The following is a 19,526-nucleotide window of genomic DNA, read 5'->3' as shown; positions in this document are numbered from 1 at the left end:
CTATCAACCAGTTATTCAAGCAAAACGCCAAACACCGACTATGATTATTCTGTCGGACGGGAAAAGAGAAATTGCTTCTCGCTTACGTCCAACGATGCAGCAGCGCCGTTTGCTGCTGTTGCGCCCACGGTTGTGGGTGAGCTCACTGACAGAAGGAAGATATCGATGAATAAGACTAAGATTGCCCAAACGCTGATGGCGGTAATGGTTGGTTCCGCCCTGTTAAGCGGCAGCGCCCTGGCTGACGACTCGCTGACGCAAAAAGCGCAGCAAAGCGCGGATAACGCCGGTGCGAAAATCAATAGTTCTATGAAAAAAGTCGATGGATTTATGGATGACAGCGCCGTCACTGCAAAAGCCAAAGCGGCTCTGGTAGATGACGAAGCAATAAAAAGTACGGATATCTCCGTGAAAACCCATGATGGCGTAGTGACCCTGAGCGGTTTTGTCACCTCGCAGGATCAGGCTGAAAAAGCCGTCGCCGTTGTGAAAAACGTAGAAGGTGTTAAATCCGTCAGCGACAAACTGCACGTTAAAGACAGCAAATCACAAAGTATGAAGGGATATGCCGGCGATGCGGCAACGACTAGCGAAATTAAAGCTAAACTGTTAGCCGACGACATTGTCCCGTCACGTAACGTCAAGGTAGAAACCACTGACGGCGTGGTCCAGCTTTCAGGAACCGTCGCCACTAAAGCGCAGTCGGATCGCGCTGAAAGTATCGCGAAAGCCATTGAAGGCGTTAAAAGCGTTAAGAATGACCTGACTGTGAAGTCTTAACGTCGTGAGCGCGGCGTCCGCGTGGCGCCGCGCTGACAAAACAAAACCCAAACTGGGAAGAAACGAGCAGTTCGATTTCACTATGGTAAGGAGAGGCTTATGTTTCGTTGGGGTATTATTTTTCTGGTAATTGCACTGATCGCGGCGGCGTTAGGATTTGGCGGCCTCGCCGGTACGGCAGCATGGGCGGCTAAAGTTGTCTTCGTTGTTGGTATTATCCTGTTCCTCGTGAGCCTGTTTACCGGCCGCAAACGACCCTGACCGGTTGTGTCATTCTGATCTTCGCAACGAGCATGCGTAAAGCGGAGACCAGCCAGCCGCCGCGCCGCGTAAAGGAATACGCACCAGGCGCGGCGGCTGCCGCCAGTTTTTTTGGCGGCAGGTCAGGAGTAAAACATGGCTGGTTCTCCGGGATGCTGTCGACCTAAAGCGGATAAACGCAACGGCAAACCTCAGAACCCTTTCTGAGGAACAGAAGTGGGTATCCGGATCCCTGTAACGCTGGGCGCGATTGAGCCCTTAGCCCTTTCTCCTTTTAAAGCGCGAAAAATCGCCCTGGTGTGCGAAGGCGGCGGTCAGCGCGGCATTTTCACCGCAGGCGTGCTGGATGAATTTCAGCGGGCCAAATTCAATCCCTTCGATCTGTTTATCGGCACCTCGGCTGGCGCGCAGAATCTCTCAGCCTTTGTCTGCGGACAGCAGGGCTATGCGCGGCGCGTTATTACCCGCTACACCACCAGCAAACTCTTTTTCGATCCGCTGCGTTTCGTGCGCGGCGGCAACTTGATCGATCTCGACTGGCTGATAGACGTCACCCAGCGCGAACTGCCGCTGGCGCTGGACAGCGCTAAACTGCTGTTTGACAGCGGGCGCGAATTCTATATGTGCGCCTGCCGCAGCGACGACTACTCGCCCGGCTATTTCGCACCGACCAGCGCCAACTGGCACGATCTGATTAAGGCATCGAGCGCCATCCCCGGCTTTTACCGTCTTGGCGTCGATCTGGAAGGCATCAGCTATCTCGACGGCGGCATCAGCGACGCCATTCCCGTGCGCGAAGCAGCGCGACGCGGCGCCGACACCATCGTGGTGATCCGCACCGTGCCGTCGCAGATGTTCTATACGCCAAAATGGATGAAGCGTATGGAGCGCTGGCTCAACGCCAGCGCGCTGCAGCCGATGATCAATATCCTGCATCACCATGAAGCGAGCTACCGCGAGATTCAGCAGTTTATCGAGCAGCCGCCCGACGACCTGCGTATCATCGAAATCTATCCGCCGCATGTGCTGGCGAGCATGGCGCTGGGCAGCCGCGTCGCCGCGTTAAATCAGGATTATCACCTGGGACGGCGCTGCGGCCGCTACTTCCTCGCCACGCTGGGGCAGTGGCTCAGCGACGCCGAGCCGTTCGTGCGCTATACCACCGTTATGCCGCCCGCGCCGGTCGCCAACGCGCCCGACAACCGGCCGATTATGACGCCGCCGGTGGCGGGCAACGACGCAGACTACGATGAAGGTTCGCTGGCATGAGATTTACCGATACCCACTGCCATTTCGATTTCCCGCCCTTCGTCGGCGATGAGCCTGCCAGCATCGCGCGCGCCGCCGAAGCGGGCGTAGAGCGCATTATCGTGCCGGCAGTGGAGGCCAGCCGCTTTGCGCGCATCGTTTCGCTGGCGGCGCAGCATTCCGCTCTCTACGCCGCGCTCGGCCTGCATCCCATCGCCATTGAGCGCCACGAAGACGCCCATCTCGAGCAGCTGGAAAACTGGCTGCGGCAGCAACCGACGAAGCTGACGGCAATAGGGGAGATCGGCCTCGACCTCTATATGGAGAATCCGCAGTTTGCGCGCCAGGAGTTTTTGCTCGACGCGCAGCTGCGGCTGGCGAAGCAGTATGATTTGCCGGTGATCCTGCATTCGCGCCGCACCCACGACAAGCTGGCGCTGCACCTGCGCCGCCACGATCTGCCGCGGCGCGGCGTGGTGCACGGCTTTGCCGGCAGCCTGCAGCAGGCGCAGGCGTTTATCAAACTCGGCTACGCGATCGGCGTCGGCGGCACCCTGACTTATGAACGCGCCAGCAAAACCCGCAACACGCTGGCGCAGCTGCCGCTCGACGCGCTGCTGCTGGAGACCGACGCGCCCGATATGCCGCTGCACGGCTTTCAGGGCGAGCCGAACCGGCCGGAGCGCGCGCGTCTGGTGTGGCAAACCCTGTGCGAACTGCGCCCGGAGCCGCCGCAGGTTATCGCCGAGGCGCTGTGGCGCAATACGCGCACGCTGTTCAACCTGCCTGACTAATCTCTCCTGATGTGATAATAGTAACATTACGCTTCTCTGCGTTATAATGACGCTATTGCTAACAGTTGCTGACGGCGGTGTGATGAAATACACATTATCTGCCGCCTTATATTGTTAGAATTATCACATTACACCGGCGCTTCCGCGTCTGTTTGTTATCTGGAGAACAACATGACTGACATTACCGCCGCCGCGCAGCGCGCGCTGCAACTGATGGACCTGACGACCCTGAACGAAGACGATACCGATGAGAAGGTGATCGCGCTCTGCCGTCAGGCAAAATCGCCGGCGGGCAACACCGCCGCGATCTGCATCTATCCGCGTTTTATTCCGGTCGCGCGCAAAGCGCTGCGCGAGCAGGGTACGCCTGACATCCGCATCGCCACCGTCACTAACTTCCCGCACGGCAACGACGATATCGACATCGCGCTGGCGGAAACCCGCGCCGCCATCGCCTACGGCGCGGACGAAGTCGACGTGGTGTTTCCTTACCGCGCGCTGATCGCCGGCAACGCCCAGATCGGTTTCGATCTGGTGAAAGCATGCAAAGAGGCGTGCGCGCAGGCTAACGTGCTGCTGAAGGTGATCATCGAAAGCGGCGAGCTGAAAGAGGAGGCGCTGATCCGTCAGGCTTCTGAGATCGCCATCGACGCAGGCGCGGACTTTATCAAGACCTCTACCGGCAAGGTGCCGGTCAACGCCACGCCGGAAGTAGCGCAGATCATGATGAGCGTTATCCGCGACAAAGGCGTGAAAGAGAAAGTGGGCTTTAAGCCGGCGGGCGGCGTGCGCACGGCGGATGACGCGGCCATCTACCTCAAGCTGGCGGACGATATCCTTGGCGAAGGCTGGGCCGACGCGCGCCACTTCCGCTTCGGCGCGTCCAGCCTGTTAGCCAGCCTGCTGAACGCGCTGGGCCATCAGACCGCCACCAGCAAAACCGGCTACTGATTGCGTGACGGCGGCCGCTGGCCGCCATTCTCATCTCAACCCTGATCATGGGGGCGATTGTGTTTCTGCCGCAAGAAATTATCCGTAAAAAACGCGATGGCCAGACGCTGAGCGAAGAGGAAATCCGCTTCTTCATCAACGGCGTGCGCGATAACAGCGTTTCCGAAGGTCAGATCGCCGCGCTGGCGATGACCATCTTTTTTCACGATATGTCGCTGCCGGAGCGCGTAGCGCTCACCATGGCGATGCGCGACTCCGGCACCGTGCTGAACTGGCAGGCGCTGAATCTCAACGGGCCGGTGGTTGATAAGCACTCCACCGGCGGCGTCGGCGACGTCACCTCGCTGATGCTGGGGCCGATGGTGGCCGCCTGCGGCGGCTATGTGCCGATGATCTCCGGACGCGGCCTCGGCCATACCGGCGGCACGCTGGACAAGCTGGAGGCGATCCCGGGCTTCGATATTTTCCCGGACGACGAACGTTTCCGCCAGATTATCAAACAGGTCGGGGTGGCGATTATCGGCCAGACCAGCTCGCTGGCGCCGGCGGATAAGCGCTTCTACGCCACGCGCGATATCACCGCCACGGTGGATTCTATACCGCTGATCACCGCCTCGATTCTGGCGAAAAAGCTGGCGGAAGGGCTGGACGCGCTGGTGATGGACGTCAAAGTCGGCTCCGGCGCCTTTATGCCGACCTTCGAGGCGTCGCTCGATCTGGCGCAGGCGATCGTCGGCGTGGCCAACGGCGCGGGCTGCACCACCACCGCGCTGCTTACCGATATGAACCAGGTGCTCGCTTCCAGCGCGGGCAACGCGCTGGAAGTACGCGAAGCGGTACGCTTCCTGACCGGCGCGGAGCGCAACCCGCGTCTGCTGGAGGTGACGCTGGCGCTGTGCAGCGAAATGCTGATCTCCGGCAAGCTGGCGACCAGCGAAGATGAGGCGCGCGGCAAGCTGCAGCAGGTGCTGGATAACGGCCAGGCGGCGGACGTCTTTGCGCGTATGGTCGCCGCGCAGGGCGGCCCCGCCGATTTTGTCGAACGGCACGAGGCTTATCTGCCGCAGCCGATGCTCAGCAAGGCGGTCTACGCCGATCGTCCCGGCATCGTCAGCAGCATGGACACGCGCGCGCTGGGGATGGCGGTGGTGGCGATGGGCGGCGGACGCCAGCGCGCCAGCGACGCTATCGACTACAGCGTCGGACTGAGCGAGACGATCGCGCTGGGCGAACGCGCCGATGGGCAACGTCCGCTGGCGATCGTGCACGCCAGCAGCGAGGCGAGCTGGCAGCAGGCGGCCGCCGCGGTGCGTGCCGCGGTTACGCTGAGCGACAGCGCCCCCGAGGCGCTGCCTGCGATCTACCGTCGGGTGCGCGCCGGCGACTGCTAAGCATAAAAACGGATAACAGCGGCCGAGCGGCGCTCTTTGCAAACCGCCGCCGTTGTCCGCGATCCCGTCGCAAAAAAGCCGCAAAAATGCGGCTTTATGCTGCCGCTGCGCACTCATTCGGGTATACTGATCTGATCGCTTTTTTTTGACTTGTCACGCGCGCAGGCGCAGGAGACTTGCATGAAACGTGCTTTTATTATGGTGCTCGATTCCTTTGGAATCGGCTCAAGCAAAGACGCCGATAAATTCGGCGACGCAGGATCGGATACGCTCGGCCACATCGCCGAAGCGTGCTTTAACGGCAAAGCGGATCAGGGGCGCAAAGGCCCGCTGCATCTGCCGAACCTGACCGCGCTGGGGCTGGGTAAAGCCGCCGAGCTCTCTACTGGCCGCTTCCCGCTGGGCCTCGATCCCAATGCGGAAATCACCGGCGCCTACGCCTACGCCAGCGAAATCTCATCCGGCAAAGACACGCCGTCCGGGCACTGGGAAATCGCCGGCGTGCCGGTGCTGTTCGACTGGGGCTATTTCAGCGACAAAGAGAACAGCTTCCCGCAGGAATTGCTCGACAAGCTGGTCGAGCGCGCGAAGCTGCCGGGCTATCTCGGCAACTGCCACTCCTCCGGCACGGTGATCCTCGACCAGCTGGGCGAAGAGCATATGAAAACCGGCAAGCCGATTTTCTACACCTCTGCAGACTCGGTGTTCCAGATCGCCTGTCATGAAGAGACCTTTGGCCTCGATCGCCTCTATGAGCTGTGCGAAATCGCCCGTGAAGAGCTGACCGAAGGCGGCTACAACATCGGCCGCGTTATCGCGCGTCCGTTTGTCGGCGACAAAGCGGGCCATTTCGAGCGTACCGGCAACCGTCACGATCTGGCGGTGGAACCGCCTTCGCCGACCATGCTGAAAAAGCTGGTGGACGAAAAGGGCGGCGAAGTGATTTCGGTGGGGAAAATCGCCGATATCTACGCCCAGCAGGGCATCACGCAGAAGGTGAAAGCGACCGGCCTGGACGCGCTGTTCGACGCCACCATCGAGCAGATGAAGAAGGCGCCCGACCAGTCGATCGTCTTTACCAACTTCGTCGATTTCGACTCGACCTGGGGACACCGCCGCGACGTCGCCGGCTACGCGGGCGGGCTGGAGCTGTTCGACCGTCGTTTGCCGGAGCTGATGGCGCTGGTAAAAGAGGATGACATCCTGATCCTCACCGCCGATCACGGCTGCGATCCGACCTGGCAGGGCACCGAGCATACGCGCGAGCATATTCCGATTCTGATCTACGGCCCGAAAGTGAAACCCGGCTCGCTGGGCTATCGCGAAACCTTCGCCGACATCGGTCAGACGATTGCGCACTATTTTGGCCTGTCCGATATGGACTACGGCAAGAGCATGCTGTAAACAGAGCCGCTGAATTTAAAAAGGATAAACAACAATGGCAACTCCTCACATTAATGCAGAAATGGGCGACTTCGCCGACGTGATACTGATGCCGGGCGATCCGCTGCGCGCGAAGCACATCGCGGAAACCTTTCTGGAAAATCCGGTTGAAGTGAACAACGTGCGCGGCATGCTGGGCTACACCGGCACCTACAAAGGTCGCAAAATCTCCGTAATGGGCCACGGCATGGGCATTCCGTCCTGCTCGATCTACACCAAAGAGCTGATCACCGACTTTGGCGTGAAAAAGATCATCCGCGTCGGCTCCTGCGGCGCGGTGCGCGCCGACGTGAAGCTGCGCGATATCGTTATCGGCATGGGCGCCTGCACCGACTCTAAAGTCAACCGCATGCGCTTCAAGGATCACGATTTCGCGGCGATTGCCGACTTCGACATGGTGCGCAACGCCGTTGACGCGGCGAAAGCGCTGGGCGTGGACGCGCGCGTCGGCAACATCTTCTCAGCCGATCTCTTCTATACCCCGGATCCGCAGATGTTCGACGTGATGGAGAAGTACGGCATCCTCGGCGTGGAGATGGAAGCGGCGGGCATCTACGGCGTGGCGGCAGAGTTTGGCGCGAAAGCGCTGACCATCTGCACCGTGTCCGACCATATCCGCACCCATGAGCAGACCACCTCTGCCGAGCGCCAGACCACCTTCAACGATATGATTAAGATCGCGCTGGAGTCGGTGCTGCTGGGCGACTAAGCCTGCGCTTGCCTGTTCCCCGTCTCGCGCTTTGCTGCGTGAGGCGGGGAGTTTCAGGCAATTTTCGTAACATTCTCACCAAATGACACACTTTTCCCGACTCCTGTGCATCTTCCTGCTGGCGCTGACCTCTTAGCTCCCTATCATTAGCGCGACAACAAAAAAATAACCTGTCCGCCAATGCCGCCTAATGAATTTCCGTAATTTCGAAGCTGAAGAAAAGCTCTTCGCGCGCCGCGCGCTGGTCGCCTTTGCGCTGGTCGTTATCTGTTTCACTATTCTCGGCGTCAATCTCTATCGTTTGCAGGTGCGCGATCACGGCTACTATCAGACGCGATCGAACCAGAACGATATCAAAATGATCCCCATCGCGCCGACGCGCGGGCTGATCTTCGATCGCAACGGCATTCCGCTGGTGCATAACGTCACCTGGTACGACATCACGCTGACGCCGTACAAGATCGACGATATGCAGGCGACGCTGAAGGCGCTGACGCCGATCGTCGATCTGACCCCGGACGAGATCGACGCCTTTACCCGCACGCTGAAGCAGAGCAGCCGCTACAAGCCGGTAGTGCTGAAAGAGGAGCTGACCGACGAAGAGGTGGCGCGCTTCTCGGTGAACCAGTATCGCTTCACCGGCGTCAGCGTCGAGACCTATCAGGATCGCGAATATCCCTACGGCGCCGACCTGGCGCACGTCGTCGGCTACGTCTCGAAAATCAACGATAACGACTACAAGCGTCTCAACGCCGCGGGCATCGCCGAGAACTACGCCGCCGACCACAATATTGGCAAGCAGGGCATCGAGGGCTACTACGAGTCGCTGCTGCACGGCAAGCCAGGCTATCAGGAAGTCGAGGTGGATAACCACGGCCGCATCGTGCGCGTGCTGAAAGAGGTGCCGCCGGTAGCGGGTAAAAATATTACGCTGACCATCGATCTGCATCTGCAGCAGTACGTAGAGAGCCTGCTGGCCGGGCAGCGCGCGGCGGTGCTGGTGGAGGATCCGCACGACGGCTCGGTGCTGGCGATGGTCTCCAGCCCGAGCTACTATCCCAATCCCTTCGTCAAGGGCATCAGCTATCAGGCCTATAAGACCCTGCTGCAGGACAAAAATCTGCCGCTGATTAACCGCGTCACCCAGGGGCTTTACCCGCCTGCGTCGACGGTAAAACCCTATATGGCGATGTCGGCGCTGCTGACCGGCGTGATTACGCCGCAGACCAGCTTCTTCGGCGCGCCGACCTGGACGCTGCCGGGCACCGATCGCCGCTATCGCGACTGGAAAAAAAGCGGCCACGGCATGCTGGACGTTACCAAAGCGATTGAGGAGTCCGCCGACACCTTTTTCTATCAGGTGGCATTTATGATGGGCATCGATCGTATTCACAGCATGCTCAGTCAGTTCGGCTATGGCAAATCCACCGGCATCGATCTTAACGAAGAGTACAGCGGCCTGCTGCCGAGCCGCGAATGGAAGCTCAAGGTGCATAAAAAAGGGTGGTATCAGGGCGATACGGTCTCGGTGGGCATCGGGCAGGGCTACTGGATCGCCACGCCGATTCAGATGGTGAAGGCGATGGTGGCGCTGATCAACAACGGGAAAGTGATTGCGCCGCATCTGCTGGCGAAAGCCGAGCGCGGCAAAACCGTGGAGCCCTATCAGCCGACGCTGCCGCAGCCGCAGATCGGCGACGCCCGTTCGCCTTACTGGGCGCTGGTGCGTCGCGCCATGTTCGGTATGGCCAACGCGCCGAATGGCACCGGCTATAAATATTTTCATACCGCGCCTTACGGCATTGCGGCGAAGAGCGGCACCTCGCAGGTGTTTAGCCTGAAGCAGAACCAGACCTATAACGCGAAGATGATCCCGGTGCGCCTGCGCGACCATATCTTCTATACCGCATTCGCGCCGTTTAACAATCCGAAGGTGGCGGTGGCGCTGATACTGGAGAATGGCGGCAATGAAGGCGTGACCGCCGCGCCGGTGATGCGCCAGATCCTCGACCATATCTTCCTGCCGCCGCCGACGTCGGCGCCGGTCGAGATGGCGCAGCAGCCGTAAAAGCGGCTATAGCAGCACAGTTGCTGCGAAAAAGCCGGCACATGGCCGGCCTTGCGGGCTACTCCTGGCTTAAGGTCTGAGTAACGTGGCTGATGGCGCGCACCACCTCCGACGAGCTGTCGCGCAGCTCGCCGATCACGCCGCCCGCCTGCTGAGCCAGCACCACGCCGTGATCGGCGCGCTGCATATTGGAGGCGATGCCTTTCAGCGCTTTGGACGCCAGCAGATGATTCTGCCGCACGCGGTTTTCGATCTCGCTGGTGGCCTGATTGATATTGGCCGCCAGCGTGCGCACCTCATTGGCCACCACGGCGAAGCTGCGACCGTGCGTGCCGGCGCGCGCCGCCTCGACTGCGGCATTAAGCGCGATCAGGTTGGTCTGATCGGCGATGCGGCGGATGCTGGCGACAATGGCGCCGATGCGGTCGGAGGAGTCGCTGAGATCGGCGATATCGTCAGAGATGCCGTGCAGCTCGCCTGCCAGCGCATTAATGGTCTGTACGCTCTCTTCGATCACGCTGGCGCCGTGGCGGGTGCTCTCGCGGGTCTGCAGCGCGGTCTGGTAGGCCTGCTGCGCCGCGTCGCGCTCCTGCTGATTTTTCTCCACCTGCGCCGTCACGTCGGTAGCGAACTTCACCACCTTATAGAGCGTGCCTTCACCATCAAACACCGGGTTATAGGTGGCGCGCAGCCAGATGGTGCGGCCCTGTTTATTTACCCGCTGAAACTGGCCGGAGATAAACTCGCCGCGGTTGAGCTTTTCCCAGAACGCTTTGTATTCAGCGCTCTGACGCAGCGCTTCGGAACAGAAGCGGCTGTGCGGCAGGCCGATTACTTCGTCGGCACGGTAGCCCATGGTTTTGAGGAAGTTGGCATTCGCCGTCAGCACTTCACCTTTGAGGTTAAAGGCGATAACCGCCATCGACCGATCAATGGCGGTGGTCATAGCGCGCTGCTCCTGGGCGTCGACGATACGCGCGGTGATGTCGGTCGCCAGCTTGACGATTTTTACCACGCGGCCGTTGCGATCCTGCACCGGCACATAGTTGGCCTCCAGCCAGACCGGACGGCTGTGTTTCGCCAGGCGCAGAAATTTGTCGCTAAAGCTTTCGCCGCGCTTCAGGCGCAGCCAGAAGTCGCGATAGAGTGATGACTGCGCAAAGTCGGCGGTGCAAAACAGGCTGTGATGCTGACCGACGATGTCGCTCAGCGCATAGCCCATGCGGTCGAGAAACAAAGGGTTAGCGTTAAGGATGATGCCGTCAGGCGTAAACTCGATCATCGCGATAGCGTCGTTGAGCGAGTTGAGCGTCGCCGAAGGGCGCGTTTGTTTTTGCCACGCAAGGCGTGACAGAAGAGCTGATGAAATAGTGGAAAACATGGTGCACCTTATTATGGGTATGTAGTGACGCTATCGTTATCGGCCGGGGCGGCGAAAAAGTAAGCGTAGTGCGGCGCGGTTGCGCTTTTTTTTACCAGACGGTCTATTGGTTGCTATAAAACGCAGCAGTCAGCGAGCGATTTGGTGAAAAGCGTTTGACGCTGTGAGGCCATTAAGGTTTAATGCGCCCCGTTGCCCGAATAGCTCAGTCGGTAGAGCAGGGGATTGAAAATCCCCGTGTCCCTGGTTCGATTCCGGGTTCGGGCACCAAAATTAAAGAACCCAGCCTATGGCTGGGTTTTTGCTTTTGTGCGGAACCCGTCATCGAACCGGTTCGATGACCTCGCCGCGTCCTGCGGCTCGCCCTGCGGGTTTGCCGCGCAGGCGCGACAAAGCAAAAATGCTCCCGGCATTTTTGTCCGGGTTCGGGCACCAAAATTAAAGAACCCAGCCTATGGCTGGGTTTTTGCTTTTGTGCGGAACCTGTTCTTCCAGTTAACGCTTACTCTCTCCCGGCAGCACCGCCGTCATCGCCAGCGCCAGCGCGGCAAACCCCAGCAGCGCCGTGCCTGCGCCCAGGCCAGCATAAACCGCGCCGAACAGCGCCGAGCCCGCAACCTGACCGGCTGCCAGCATAAAGAACGCCACGCCGACGCCTGACGCCGGCGCAGCGGGCGTGGCGGCCGCGCCATACACCAGCAGCACGCCGGAAAGCGTCACGTAGCCCGCGCCGCCCAGCGCCACGGCGGGAAACAGCCACCACGAAAAGCCCTCCAGACTCGCCAGCAGCAGCAGCGGCAGCGCCATACAGAGCAGCGACAGCCGATAGATCTGCCCCAGGCTGAGCGATCGTCGCGCCGCGCCGGTCAGCGCGCCCGCAATGCCGGCGCCGCCGCCGATCAGCCACAGCAGGCTGCTGGCGCGCGCGTCGAGATGCAGATGATTACGCAGAATATCGGGGCCGAAGCTCCACCAGGCCGCGCTGGCGGATCCGCTGATAAAAGCGACGATTGCCAGCCGGAGTAGCGATCGCTGCCGCATCAGATCGCGCCAGCCCGCGCGATCATTCTGCCCGGTGCGCCGATCTGCAGGCAGATAGCGTCGCGCCGGCAGCAAACAGAGCAACGCCAGCAGCGCAAAGGCGACGCAGGCGGCGCGCCAGCCGCCGGGCAACAGCAGCAGCACCGGCACGGAAAGCATAATGCCCGCGCTGGTGCCGGCGTTGATGGCGGTATTGGCGGAATCCTGCTGCGCAGGCGGCAGCGCCTCGCCCACCGCGCTGGCGATGGCGGGCGAGGCGACGCCCGCGCTCAGTCCGGCGATAAACAGCCCGGCGGCGAGCATCAGCGGCGAAAAGGCGCAGGCGAGCAGCAGCAGCCCGCCTGCGGCGCAGAGCGCGGCGAGGCAGGCTGAAGCTCTGGCGCCGAAGCGCGCCACCAGCCAGGGCGCGGCGGCGGTAGAAAGGCAGTAGGAAATATAGCTGCAGGCGGTAACGATGCCGGCGAGATGGACGCTGAACGGGATCTCTTTCATCACCGCCGGCATCATCAGGCCCCATGCGAAACGCGCCATGCCGTAGGTGACGGCAATCAGCGAAAAGCCGGTCACGCCCAGCGCAATAGCGGATTTCATGGCTGCTCCTCGCGCAGCAGCATCAGCCGCGCGGCGGCGTCGCCCGCATGCTTTGCCGCATCCGCGCCGAGCATCAGCGCCGAGATCACCGCGCCCTCAAACAGCATCCAGACCGCGTTCGCCAGGCGCTCATCCGCCACGCAGTCGCCGATATAGCGGCGCAGCGCATAGCGATAGTCGAGCGCGTGCGCCGCCAGCATCGCGTCTTTCTCCGCATACTCGCCCCAGGCCTTGATAAAAAAGCAGCCCTGCGCGCCATATTGCTCTGTCCATTCCCCCAGCGTCTCAAACAGCCGCCGCAGCGCCTGCGGATGCTGCGCAGGCAGCAGGTCGCCGAAAAAACGCGCCCGGCGCGCCGCCATCACGCTGATGGTCAGCGCCTCGCGCGAGGGGAAGTGGTGATAGAGCGTGCGCGTCGAGACGCCCGCTTCCCGGCAAATCTGGTCGGTACTGGTGGCATGAAAGCCGTTGTTGTAGAACAGCCTTTCGGCCGCCTGCAAAATATCGTCGCGTTTGTTCATCTCTTAAAAGTAAACCGATCGTTTTACTTTTGCGTAATGGCGGCGGCGATTTATTTTTCCGACAGGGCCAGATTAGGTCAGACAGCGTAGATAACGCGCCCCGGATTGCATCACGATCTCCTTCGCCTGCTGCGCGACGTCCTGCCCTTCGAACGCGCCGTAAAGCCGCGAAAACGCCAGCGTGTCGCAGCGGCGCAGCATCTCGCTTACCGTCGCGGCGGAGAGCGGCAGCATATTGGGATAGCTCCACATAAAGGAGACCGCATCTTTGCCCGGCGTGACCTGAATGATATCGCCCGCCAGCATCACGCCGCCGTTTGCTTTCCAGTGCAGCACGCTGCCGCCGGCAAAATGACCGCCGACGCGCACGATATCGACCTCGCTGTTGAGCGGCAGCGTCTCGCCCTGCCAGAAGTGAATGGCGTCGCTGTCGCGCATCACCCATTGACGATCGTCGGCGTGTAAATAGATCGGCGCGTTAAATTCCTCCGCCCACGCCTGCATCGTGGTGTAGTAGTGCGGATGCGAGATAGCGATAGCCGAAAGTCCGCCGATCGCATGGATCAGCTCGGCGGTGGCGGGATCCAGGTTGGCGATGCAGTCCCAGAGAATATTGCCGCCGCCGCTGCGCAGCAGCAGCGCGCGCTGGCCAATGGCGAAGTTCGGCACGGTTTTAATGCTGAGCAGGCCCGGTTCAAGCTGCTGCCATTTGTTCTGATGGCTGCGGATGAGCGCGGCAAAATCGGTCCACTGCTGTCCGGCGGCGGGCACCCACTGCCGTTCATCCTCGCAAATTTTACAGCGCTGCGGCGAAACCTCAGCGTAGGCGGTGCCGCAGGTGGCGCAAAGTTGCATGATTATCGTCTCCAGAATAAATGTTACTCTGACTATAGCCGGTGAGCGCACAGGCGAAGGATCGCCCTGCAAGGGGCGGATTTTGCGCACGCTGCCGCTGACTATGCGGAAAGCGTGATTTAAACCGGATAAAATCTTGCGGTTAAGCCGATAAAGCGCCGCTGATCACGTTTCCAGCGCCTCTCTTTACAGAAATATCCGCACAGGCAAAATACATCTTATTTCTCAACGTCCGCGTGCCATGTCTGACGAAGCGCTGCGCCAGCAGATACAGATTTTGAAAAAGCATAATGCGCGACTCAAGCGTATAGCGCACGACGCCCGCAGCAAGCTCGACGCGGCGCTGGACGGCACCGGCCTTTGCCTGTGGCAGCTGGATATTCCCTCGGGCAAGCTGGTGATCTTTAACCGGCGCTGGGGCGCGATGCTGGGCTATCAGCCGAAAGAGAGCAGAGCGCTTTTTTCCGAGTGGCAAGAAAGCCTGCATCCCGACGATGCCGCCGAGGTGCTAAAAGCGTTTTACGACCATATCGAAGGCAAGGCGCCTTACTATGAGGCGCTGCACCGGATGATCGCCAAAAACGGCGGCGTAACCTGGGTGCTGGATCGCGGCCGCATCAGCGAATGGGATGAGCAGGGCAGACCGCTGAAGGTCACCGGCACCCATATCGACATGACCAAAGAGAAGCAGTATGAATCGCAGCTGGCGATGCTGGCGAATCACGATCCCCTGACGCAGCTCGCCAATCGTCACGCCTTACGCAACGCCTTCAGCCAGATGCGCAGAGAGAACGCGCTCTGCGTCGCCTTTATCGATCTCGATGATTTCAAGCATGTGAATGACACCTTCGGCCATCGCAGCGGCGACCGCCTGCTGATCCAGCTCAGCCAGCGCCTGAGCGCGGTTTGCCCTGAGCCGGTATTGGCGGGGCGGCTGGGCGGCGACGAGTTTGTGCTGCTAATGCCGTACGGTCAGGACGATCCGCGGGTAGAGCAGGTAAGCCGCGCCTGTCTGCAGGCGGCGCTGACCCCGTTTGAGCTGGATAACGGCACGGCGACGATCGGCGCCTCGATCGGCATCGTGCAGGCGCAGCCGCAGGAAGGATTCAGCGCGGCGGTGAGCCGCGCCGACGAGGCGATGTACCGCATCAAGCGCAACGGGAAAAACGGCGTCGGGCTGGGCTGATCCGCCAGACGCCGGCGCTATCCTCGCGGCAGCAGCCAGTTTTTCAACCAGCGCGTCAGCAGCGGCATCCACAGCCAGACCACCAGCGCGACCACGGTCGCATCGCCTAAAAAATGTCCCCACAGCGTGCCGCGGCTGGCGGGCAGCAGCGCGGCCCAGAGCGGCGGGATCAGCAGGGTCGAGGGAAAAATCACCCCTAGCGTCAGCAGATACTGTTTCCACTTCGCCGGACGCGGCGTCGCCTTGCTGGCGGGCGTAAACCAGAATGCAGCGCCGGGGCGCACGTCGATATGCTCCGGGCCGGAGAGCAGCTGCGGCAGCTCGGCGATCAGCGTCTTGCGCGCCTCGGACTGGGTCCAGTTGAACAAGTTATCGAGACTGTCGAAGCGGATCAGCACAGTGTAGACGCTTTCGCCGTGCACCGGACGCAGTACGTTTACCCCCAGATGGCCGGGAAACTGCGCCGCCTGCGGCATGATCTGTTCCAGCCACTGCTCGTAAGCCTGCTGTTTCTCCGCCTGAACGCTGTGGGTGATCACCAGCGTGACGTAGCTGGCCTGATGCGAATTGTTCATATCGCCTCCCGGCGCGTTGAAAGTGATTTACAGCAGTGGCGCTGTTGGATACAAAAATACGAGATGAGAATCTTTATTGTTAGCGGAATGATTTTGGGTTGTTGTTCAACAAATTTTGGGGAGAACTGAGGAATGCGATTAAACCTCGAGGCGCTGCTGATTCTGGATGCGCTCGACCGTCACGGCACCTTCGCGGCTGCGGCGGCGCGGCTGTTTAAAACCGCGTCGGCGCTAAGCTATACGGTGCAGAAGATGGAAGGCGACATGAAGATCACGCTGCTCGATCGCTCGGGTCACCGCGCTACCTTCACCCCAACCGGACGGCTGATGCTGGAAAAAGGACGCGCGCTGCTGCGCGCCGTCAACGAACTGGAACAGCAGGCGCGCTACGTCGAGAGCGGCTGGGAGAGCAACCTGACCATTAGCGTTGATGCCTCGGTGCCGTTTTCCCTGCTGTCGCCGCTGATTGACGAGTTCTATCAGCAGCATCCCCATACGCAGCTCCAGTTTCGTCAGGATGTGCTGGCGGGCTGCTGGGAGGCGCTGAGCTACGGCGAGGCGGATCTGGTGTTCGGCGCGGTGCAGGAGCCGGCGACGCGCAAAGATATCGGCTGCGTGGCGCTGGGCTGGCTCGACTATGTTTTTGCCGTCGCGCCGTCCCATCCGCTGGCGCAAATGCCGGAGCCGCTGCTGCGCGAGCAGATCCGCCAGTATCGCGCGGTCACGGTGCACGACTCCTCGCGCCACGGCGCCGGCGTGGATCTGCGCGTGCTGGACGAACAGAAAACGCTGAGCGTGCACGATTTTCATGCCAAGCTGCAGGCGCAGCTGGCGGGGCTGGGATGCGGCTATCTGCCGGGCTATCTCGCCGCGCCGCATCTGGCGGACGGCACGCTGGTGGCGCGCCGGCTCGACAGTGAAACGCGGCGCGATATGGCTTATATGGCATGGAATGAGAGCGCCGGCGGCAATGCGGCGCGCTGGTGGCGCGAAAGGCTGCAAACTCTGGAGGGACTGCGCGACATTTACGCCGCGCCCTGAGCAAAAGCGCGCGGCCGCCTCGCCGCGCGCCTGAGGCTACAGCGAGATAAAGTGGTGCGCTTTCGGCGCGCCTTCGTCCTGATGGAACGCCAGCACCGCCGCCTGCAGCGCCGCGTCCGCTTTCGATACGCGCTGATGCTGACGCAGATGCTCCTGCCAGGATTCCACTAAAAACCACTCCTGAATCAACGCCGCGTCTTCCGTATGCGACATGACGCCCCAGGCGTAAGCGCCGTCGCGACGACGCGCCAGCGCCAGCTTATTGATGGCCGCCAGGAAGGCGGGGCGATCCTCTTCCGCCACGCGGTAGTGGATCTGCACCATCACCGGACCGCGACGCGCATCGATGCTTTGCGCCACCGCCGGTTCCTGCCAGTGCAGCGCGGGCTGCAGATCCGCCTCGCCCTGCGGCAGCGTTTTGCGACGCAGCAGCAGCGCGCTCAGCATCAGCGCCGCCGCCGCGACCACCAGCGTCGCCACCACGCCCGCCTGCTGCGCCACCAGGCCCCACATCAGGCTGCCGCCCGCCAGCGCGCCGTTAAACACCATCAGATAAACCGCCAGCCCGCGGCCGCGCACCCAGTCCGGCAGCACCGCCTGGGCGACGCCGTTCAGCGTGGTCAGCGCCACGATCCAGCCGCTGCCCAGCACCAGCATCAGCATCAGCGCCAGCCACTGCGGCGGCGTCAGCGCTAAACCAAGCATCACCAGGCCATTGATGGCGGCGGCGAGCAGCAGCAGCGCATCGGCGCTCATGCTGGCGCGCAGACGCGGCAGCAATAGCGCGCCGGCAATCGCACCGATGCCCACCGCGCCGAGCATCATGCCGTAAAAACCCGCCGTGCCCTGCAGCAGCTGGCGCGCCACCAGCGGCAGCAGCGCCCAGAGCGCGCTGGCGAAGATAAAGAACATCGCGGCGCGAAACAGCACGCGGTGCAGCTCGCGGCTCGCTTTGACGTAGCGCAGTCCGGCGCGAAAGGCGCCGAAGAAGTGCTCGTTCAGCGCATCCTGCGCTTTCGCCGGGCGCTTCCAGCACAGCAGGGCGGCGATAACGATAAAGTAGCTGGCGACATCCGCGCCGTAGGCCGCCATCGCGCCAAGGCTCGCCAGCAGCAGGCCGCCGGTGGCCGGACCGATGGCGCGCGCGATATTAATGCCGAGCGAGTTAAGCGCGACCGCGTTTTTCATCTCCTGGCGCGGCACCAGCTCCGGCACAATCGCCTGCCAGGCCGGCCCGAACAGCGCCGCGCCGATGCCGCCGACGAAGGTCAGCCCAATCAGCCACTCCGCCGTTAGCCAGTGGTTATGAGAGAGGATCAGCAGCGCGCCGCTGACGCTGGCCATCAGTATCTGAATCGCAATCAGCAGGCGGCGACGGTCAAAAATATCGGACAGCACGCCCGCCGGCAGCGCCAGCAAAAACACCGGCAGCGTGGCGGCGGTCTGCATCAGCGCCACCGCGGCGGGATTATCCGACAGGCCGGTAATCAGCCAGGAGCTGGCGACGTCGCGGATAAAACTGCCGGTATTGCCCAGCACCGAAGCGCTCCATATCAGGGCGAACATGGCGTAACGAAAAGGGGAAAAGGCGCCGCCCGCAGGCGTGGAGGTCATATTCTGGCTCATCTTCTGTCTCCGGCCGCGCCGGTTAGCGCAGCGTGATTAAGTCGCGATAGCTGGAACATTACGGGCGCTCTGCCAGGCTTGATAGCGGAATATCTGCGGCAACTTGTCCAGGATTTTTTCACAACGGCGGTCGCTAAAATTCTTTAACGACTTATTAAAATTTCTGCTTTAGGTTTTACGGTACGTCCAGGTTAGCTTGATTAGCGAGACACAACCTCACTGATAACGGAGACCCGATATGAGCACCTTCACGACGAAAGATGGCGTAAGCATTTACTTCAAAGATTACGGCAAAGGGCAGCCGGTTCTGTTCAGCCACGGCTGGCCGCTCGATGCTGATATGTGGGAGAGCCAGCTGGTTCACCTGGCCGAAAACGGCTACCGTGCGATTGCTTTCGACCGTCGTGGTTTTGGTCGTTCCGATCAGCCGTGGGAAGGTTACAACTACGATACCTTTGCCGAGGATATTCACGGCCTGATTGAACATCTGGGGCTGAGCGAGGTTACGCTGGTGGGCTTCTCTATGGGTGGCGGCGACGTGACGCGCTATATCGGCCGTTACGGCACGGAAAAAGTGAAAAGCCTGGTGCTGCTTGGCGCGGTCACGCCGATCTTCGGGCAAACCGCCGATCATCCGGAAGGGCCGGAAAAAGCGGTGTTCGACGGCATTATTGCCGGGCTGCGGAAAGATCGCGCGCAGTTTATCAAAGAGTTCGCCACGCCGTTCTACGGCATCAACGCCGGGCAGACCGTCTCCGACGGCGTGCTGACGCAGACGTTGAATATTGCGCTGCTGGCGTCGCTGAAAGGCACTATCGACTGCGTTACCGCCTTCTCGCAAACCGATTTCCGCGGCGACGTGGCGAAAGTAGACGTGCCGACGCTGATCATTCACGGCAGCAACGACCAGATCGTGCCGTTCGAAGCGACCGGCAAGCTGGCGCACGAGCTGATCGCCGGATCGGAACTCAAGGTTTACGACAACGGCCCGCACGGTTTCGCCGCGACACATCAGGAGCAGCTTAATCAGGATCTGCTGACGTTTTTACAGCAGCATTAATCAC

General features: G+C 61.1%; 18 protein-coding genes and 1 tRNA gene. 13 read left to right on the top strand and 6 right to left on the bottom strand.

Translation table 11 applies throughout. From position 1 onward, the window contains the following. Positions 1 to 165 precede the first annotated feature (165 nt). From osmY to mrdA, 9 genes are all read left to right on the top strand, one after another. A complete protein-coding gene (gene osmY, locus B3229_RS07700) occupies positions 166 to 780 on the top strand; it encodes a molecular chaperone OsmY (RefSeq protein WP_033752389.1) in 615 nt (204 codons plus the stop codon). A gap of 99 nt (positions 781 to 879) precedes the next feature. After that, positions 880 to 1,041 carry a DUF1328 domain-containing protein gene (locus B3229_RS07695; protein WP_065426276.1) on the top strand — a complete coding sequence of 54 codons (162 nt, stop codon included), beginning with the start codon at positions 880 to 882 and terminating at the stop codon, positions 1,039 to 1,041. A gap of 216 nt (positions 1,042 to 1,257) precedes the next feature. Continuing rightward, positions 1,258 to 2,310, top strand: a complete 1,053-nt coding sequence (locus tag B3229_RS07690; RefSeq protein WP_286870257.1) for a patatin-like phospholipase family protein — start codon at positions 1,258 to 1,260, stop codon at positions 2,308 to 2,310. Further along, on the top strand, positions 2,307 to 3,083 hold the full coding sequence (locus B3229_RS07685) for a TatD family hydrolase (RefSeq protein ID WP_048780967.1): 777 nt from the start codon (positions 2,307 to 2,309) through the stop codon (positions 3,081 to 3,083). The genes B3229_RS07690 and B3229_RS07685 overlap by 4 nt, the downstream gene beginning before the upstream one ends. 171 nt (positions 3,084 to 3,254) lie before the next feature. Beyond that, positions 3,255 to 4,034 carry a deoxyribose-phosphate aldolase gene (gene deoC, locus B3229_RS07680; protein WP_033752383.1) on the top strand — a complete coding sequence of 260 codons (780 nt, stop codon included), beginning with the start codon at positions 3,255 to 3,257 and terminating at the stop codon, positions 4,032 to 4,034. A gap of 59 nt (positions 4,035 to 4,093) precedes the next feature. Next, entirely contained in the window at positions 4,094 to 5,425 is a 1,332-nt protein-coding gene (gene deoA, locus B3229_RS07675) for a thymidine phosphorylase (protein WP_286870256.1), read from the top strand. 180 nt (positions 5,426 to 5,605) lie between these two features. Beyond that, positions 5,606 to 6,829 carry a phosphopentomutase gene (deoB, locus tag B3229_RS07670; protein ID WP_033752381.1) on the top strand — a complete coding sequence of 408 codons (1,224 nt, stop codon included), beginning with the start codon at positions 5,606 to 5,608 and terminating at the stop codon, positions 6,827 to 6,829. A gap of 34 nt (positions 6,830 to 6,863) precedes the next feature. Continuing rightward, on the top strand, positions 6,864 to 7,577 hold the full coding sequence (gene deoD / locus B3229_RS07665) for a purine-nucleoside phosphorylase (RefSeq protein WP_286870255.1): 714 nt from the start codon (positions 6,864 to 6,866) through the stop codon (positions 7,575 to 7,577). Between the two features lie 190 nt (positions 7,578 to 7,767). After that, positions 7,768 to 9,645, top strand: coding sequence for a penicillin-binding protein 2 (mrdA, locus tag B3229_RS07660; protein ID WP_286870254.1), 1,878 nt, complete (start codon positions 7,768 to 7,770; stop codon positions 9,643 to 9,645). Between the two features lie 58 nt (positions 9,646 to 9,703). Here the strand turns inward: mrdA and B3229_RS07655 are convergent, their stop codons facing one another. After that, positions 9,704 to 11,026: a methyl-accepting chemotaxis protein gene (locus B3229_RS07655; RefSeq protein WP_286870253.1), complete on the bottom strand. Its 1,323-nt coding sequence runs from the start codon at positions 11,024 to 11,026 to the stop codon at positions 9,704 to 9,706. 194 nt (positions 11,027 to 11,220) lie between these two features. On the opposite strand from B3229_RS07655, the gene B3229_RS07650 reads away from it, so the two are divergent. Beyond that, positions 11,221 to 11,296: transfer RNA gene (locus B3229_RS07650), tRNA-Phe, on the top strand. Positions 11,297 to 11,521: 225 nt separating this feature from the next. On the opposite strand, the gene B3229_RS07645 is transcribed toward B3229_RS07650, so the two are convergent. From B3229_RS07645 to B3229_RS07635, 3 genes are all read right to left on the bottom strand, one after another. After that, positions 11,522 to 12,658, bottom strand: a complete 1,137-nt coding sequence (locus B3229_RS07645) for an MFS transporter (RefSeq protein WP_048780937.1) — start codon at positions 12,656 to 12,658, stop codon at positions 11,522 to 11,524. Beyond that, a complete protein-coding gene (locus B3229_RS07640) occupies positions 12,655 to 13,179 on the bottom strand; it encodes a TetR/AcrR family transcriptional regulator (RefSeq protein WP_048780938.1) in 525 nt (174 codons plus the stop codon). The genes B3229_RS07645 and B3229_RS07640 overlap by 4 nt, the downstream gene beginning before the upstream one ends. Before the next feature lie 72 nt (positions 13,180 to 13,251). Next, positions 13,252 to 14,037 carry an MBL fold metallo-hydrolase gene (locus tag B3229_RS07635; RefSeq protein ID WP_286870403.1) on the bottom strand — a complete coding sequence of 262 codons (786 nt, stop codon included), beginning with the start codon at positions 14,035 to 14,037 and terminating at the stop codon, positions 13,252 to 13,254. Positions 14,038 to 14,275: 238 nt separating this feature from the next. Here B3229_RS07635 and B3229_RS07630 point away from each other — a divergent pair, with 238 nt between their 5' ends. Next, positions 14,276 to 15,220, top strand: coding sequence for a sensor domain-containing diguanylate cyclase (locus tag B3229_RS07630; RefSeq protein ID WP_286870252.1), 945 nt, complete (start codon positions 14,276 to 14,278; stop codon positions 15,218 to 15,220). A gap of 17 nt (positions 15,221 to 15,237) precedes the next feature. On the opposite strand, the gene B3229_RS07625 is transcribed toward B3229_RS07630, so the two are convergent. Continuing rightward, positions 15,238 to 15,795, bottom strand: a complete 558-nt coding sequence (locus B3229_RS07625; RefSeq protein WP_286870251.1) for an antibiotic biosynthesis monooxygenase — start codon at positions 15,793 to 15,795, stop codon at positions 15,238 to 15,240. A 132-nt stretch (positions 15,796 to 15,927) separates the two neighbouring features. Here B3229_RS07625 and B3229_RS07620 point away from each other — a divergent pair, with 132 nt between their 5' ends. After that, positions 15,928 to 16,836 carry a LysR substrate-binding domain-containing protein gene (locus B3229_RS07620; RefSeq protein WP_048780941.1) on the top strand — a complete coding sequence of 303 codons (909 nt, stop codon included), beginning with the start codon at positions 15,928 to 15,930 and terminating at the stop codon, positions 16,834 to 16,836. Positions 16,837 to 16,872: 36 nt separating this feature from the next. Here the strand turns inward: B3229_RS07620 and B3229_RS07615 are convergent, their stop codons facing one another. Further along, positions 16,873 to 18,462 carry an MFS transporter gene (locus B3229_RS07615; protein WP_286870250.1) on the bottom strand — a complete coding sequence of 530 codons (1,590 nt, stop codon included), beginning with the start codon at positions 18,460 to 18,462 and terminating at the stop codon, positions 16,873 to 16,875. Positions 18,463 to 18,700: 238 nt separating this feature from the next. Between B3229_RS07615 and B3229_RS07610 the strand changes: the two genes are divergently transcribed. Continuing rightward, positions 18,701 to 19,522, top strand: a complete 822-nt coding sequence (locus tag B3229_RS07610) for an alpha/beta fold hydrolase (protein WP_048780943.1) — start codon at positions 18,701 to 18,703, stop codon at positions 19,520 to 19,522. Positions 19,523 to 19,526 lie beyond the last annotated feature (4 nt).

Origin of the sequence: Pantoea sp. UBA5035 (assembly GCF_002415245.1) — a bacterium.
GTDB lineage: Bacteria > Pseudomonadota > Gammaproteobacteria > Enterobacterales > Enterobacteriaceae > Pantoea > Pantoea septica.
Note: the sequence above shows the minus strand (reverse complement) of the source record. Positions and strands in the feature narration are given on the sequence as shown.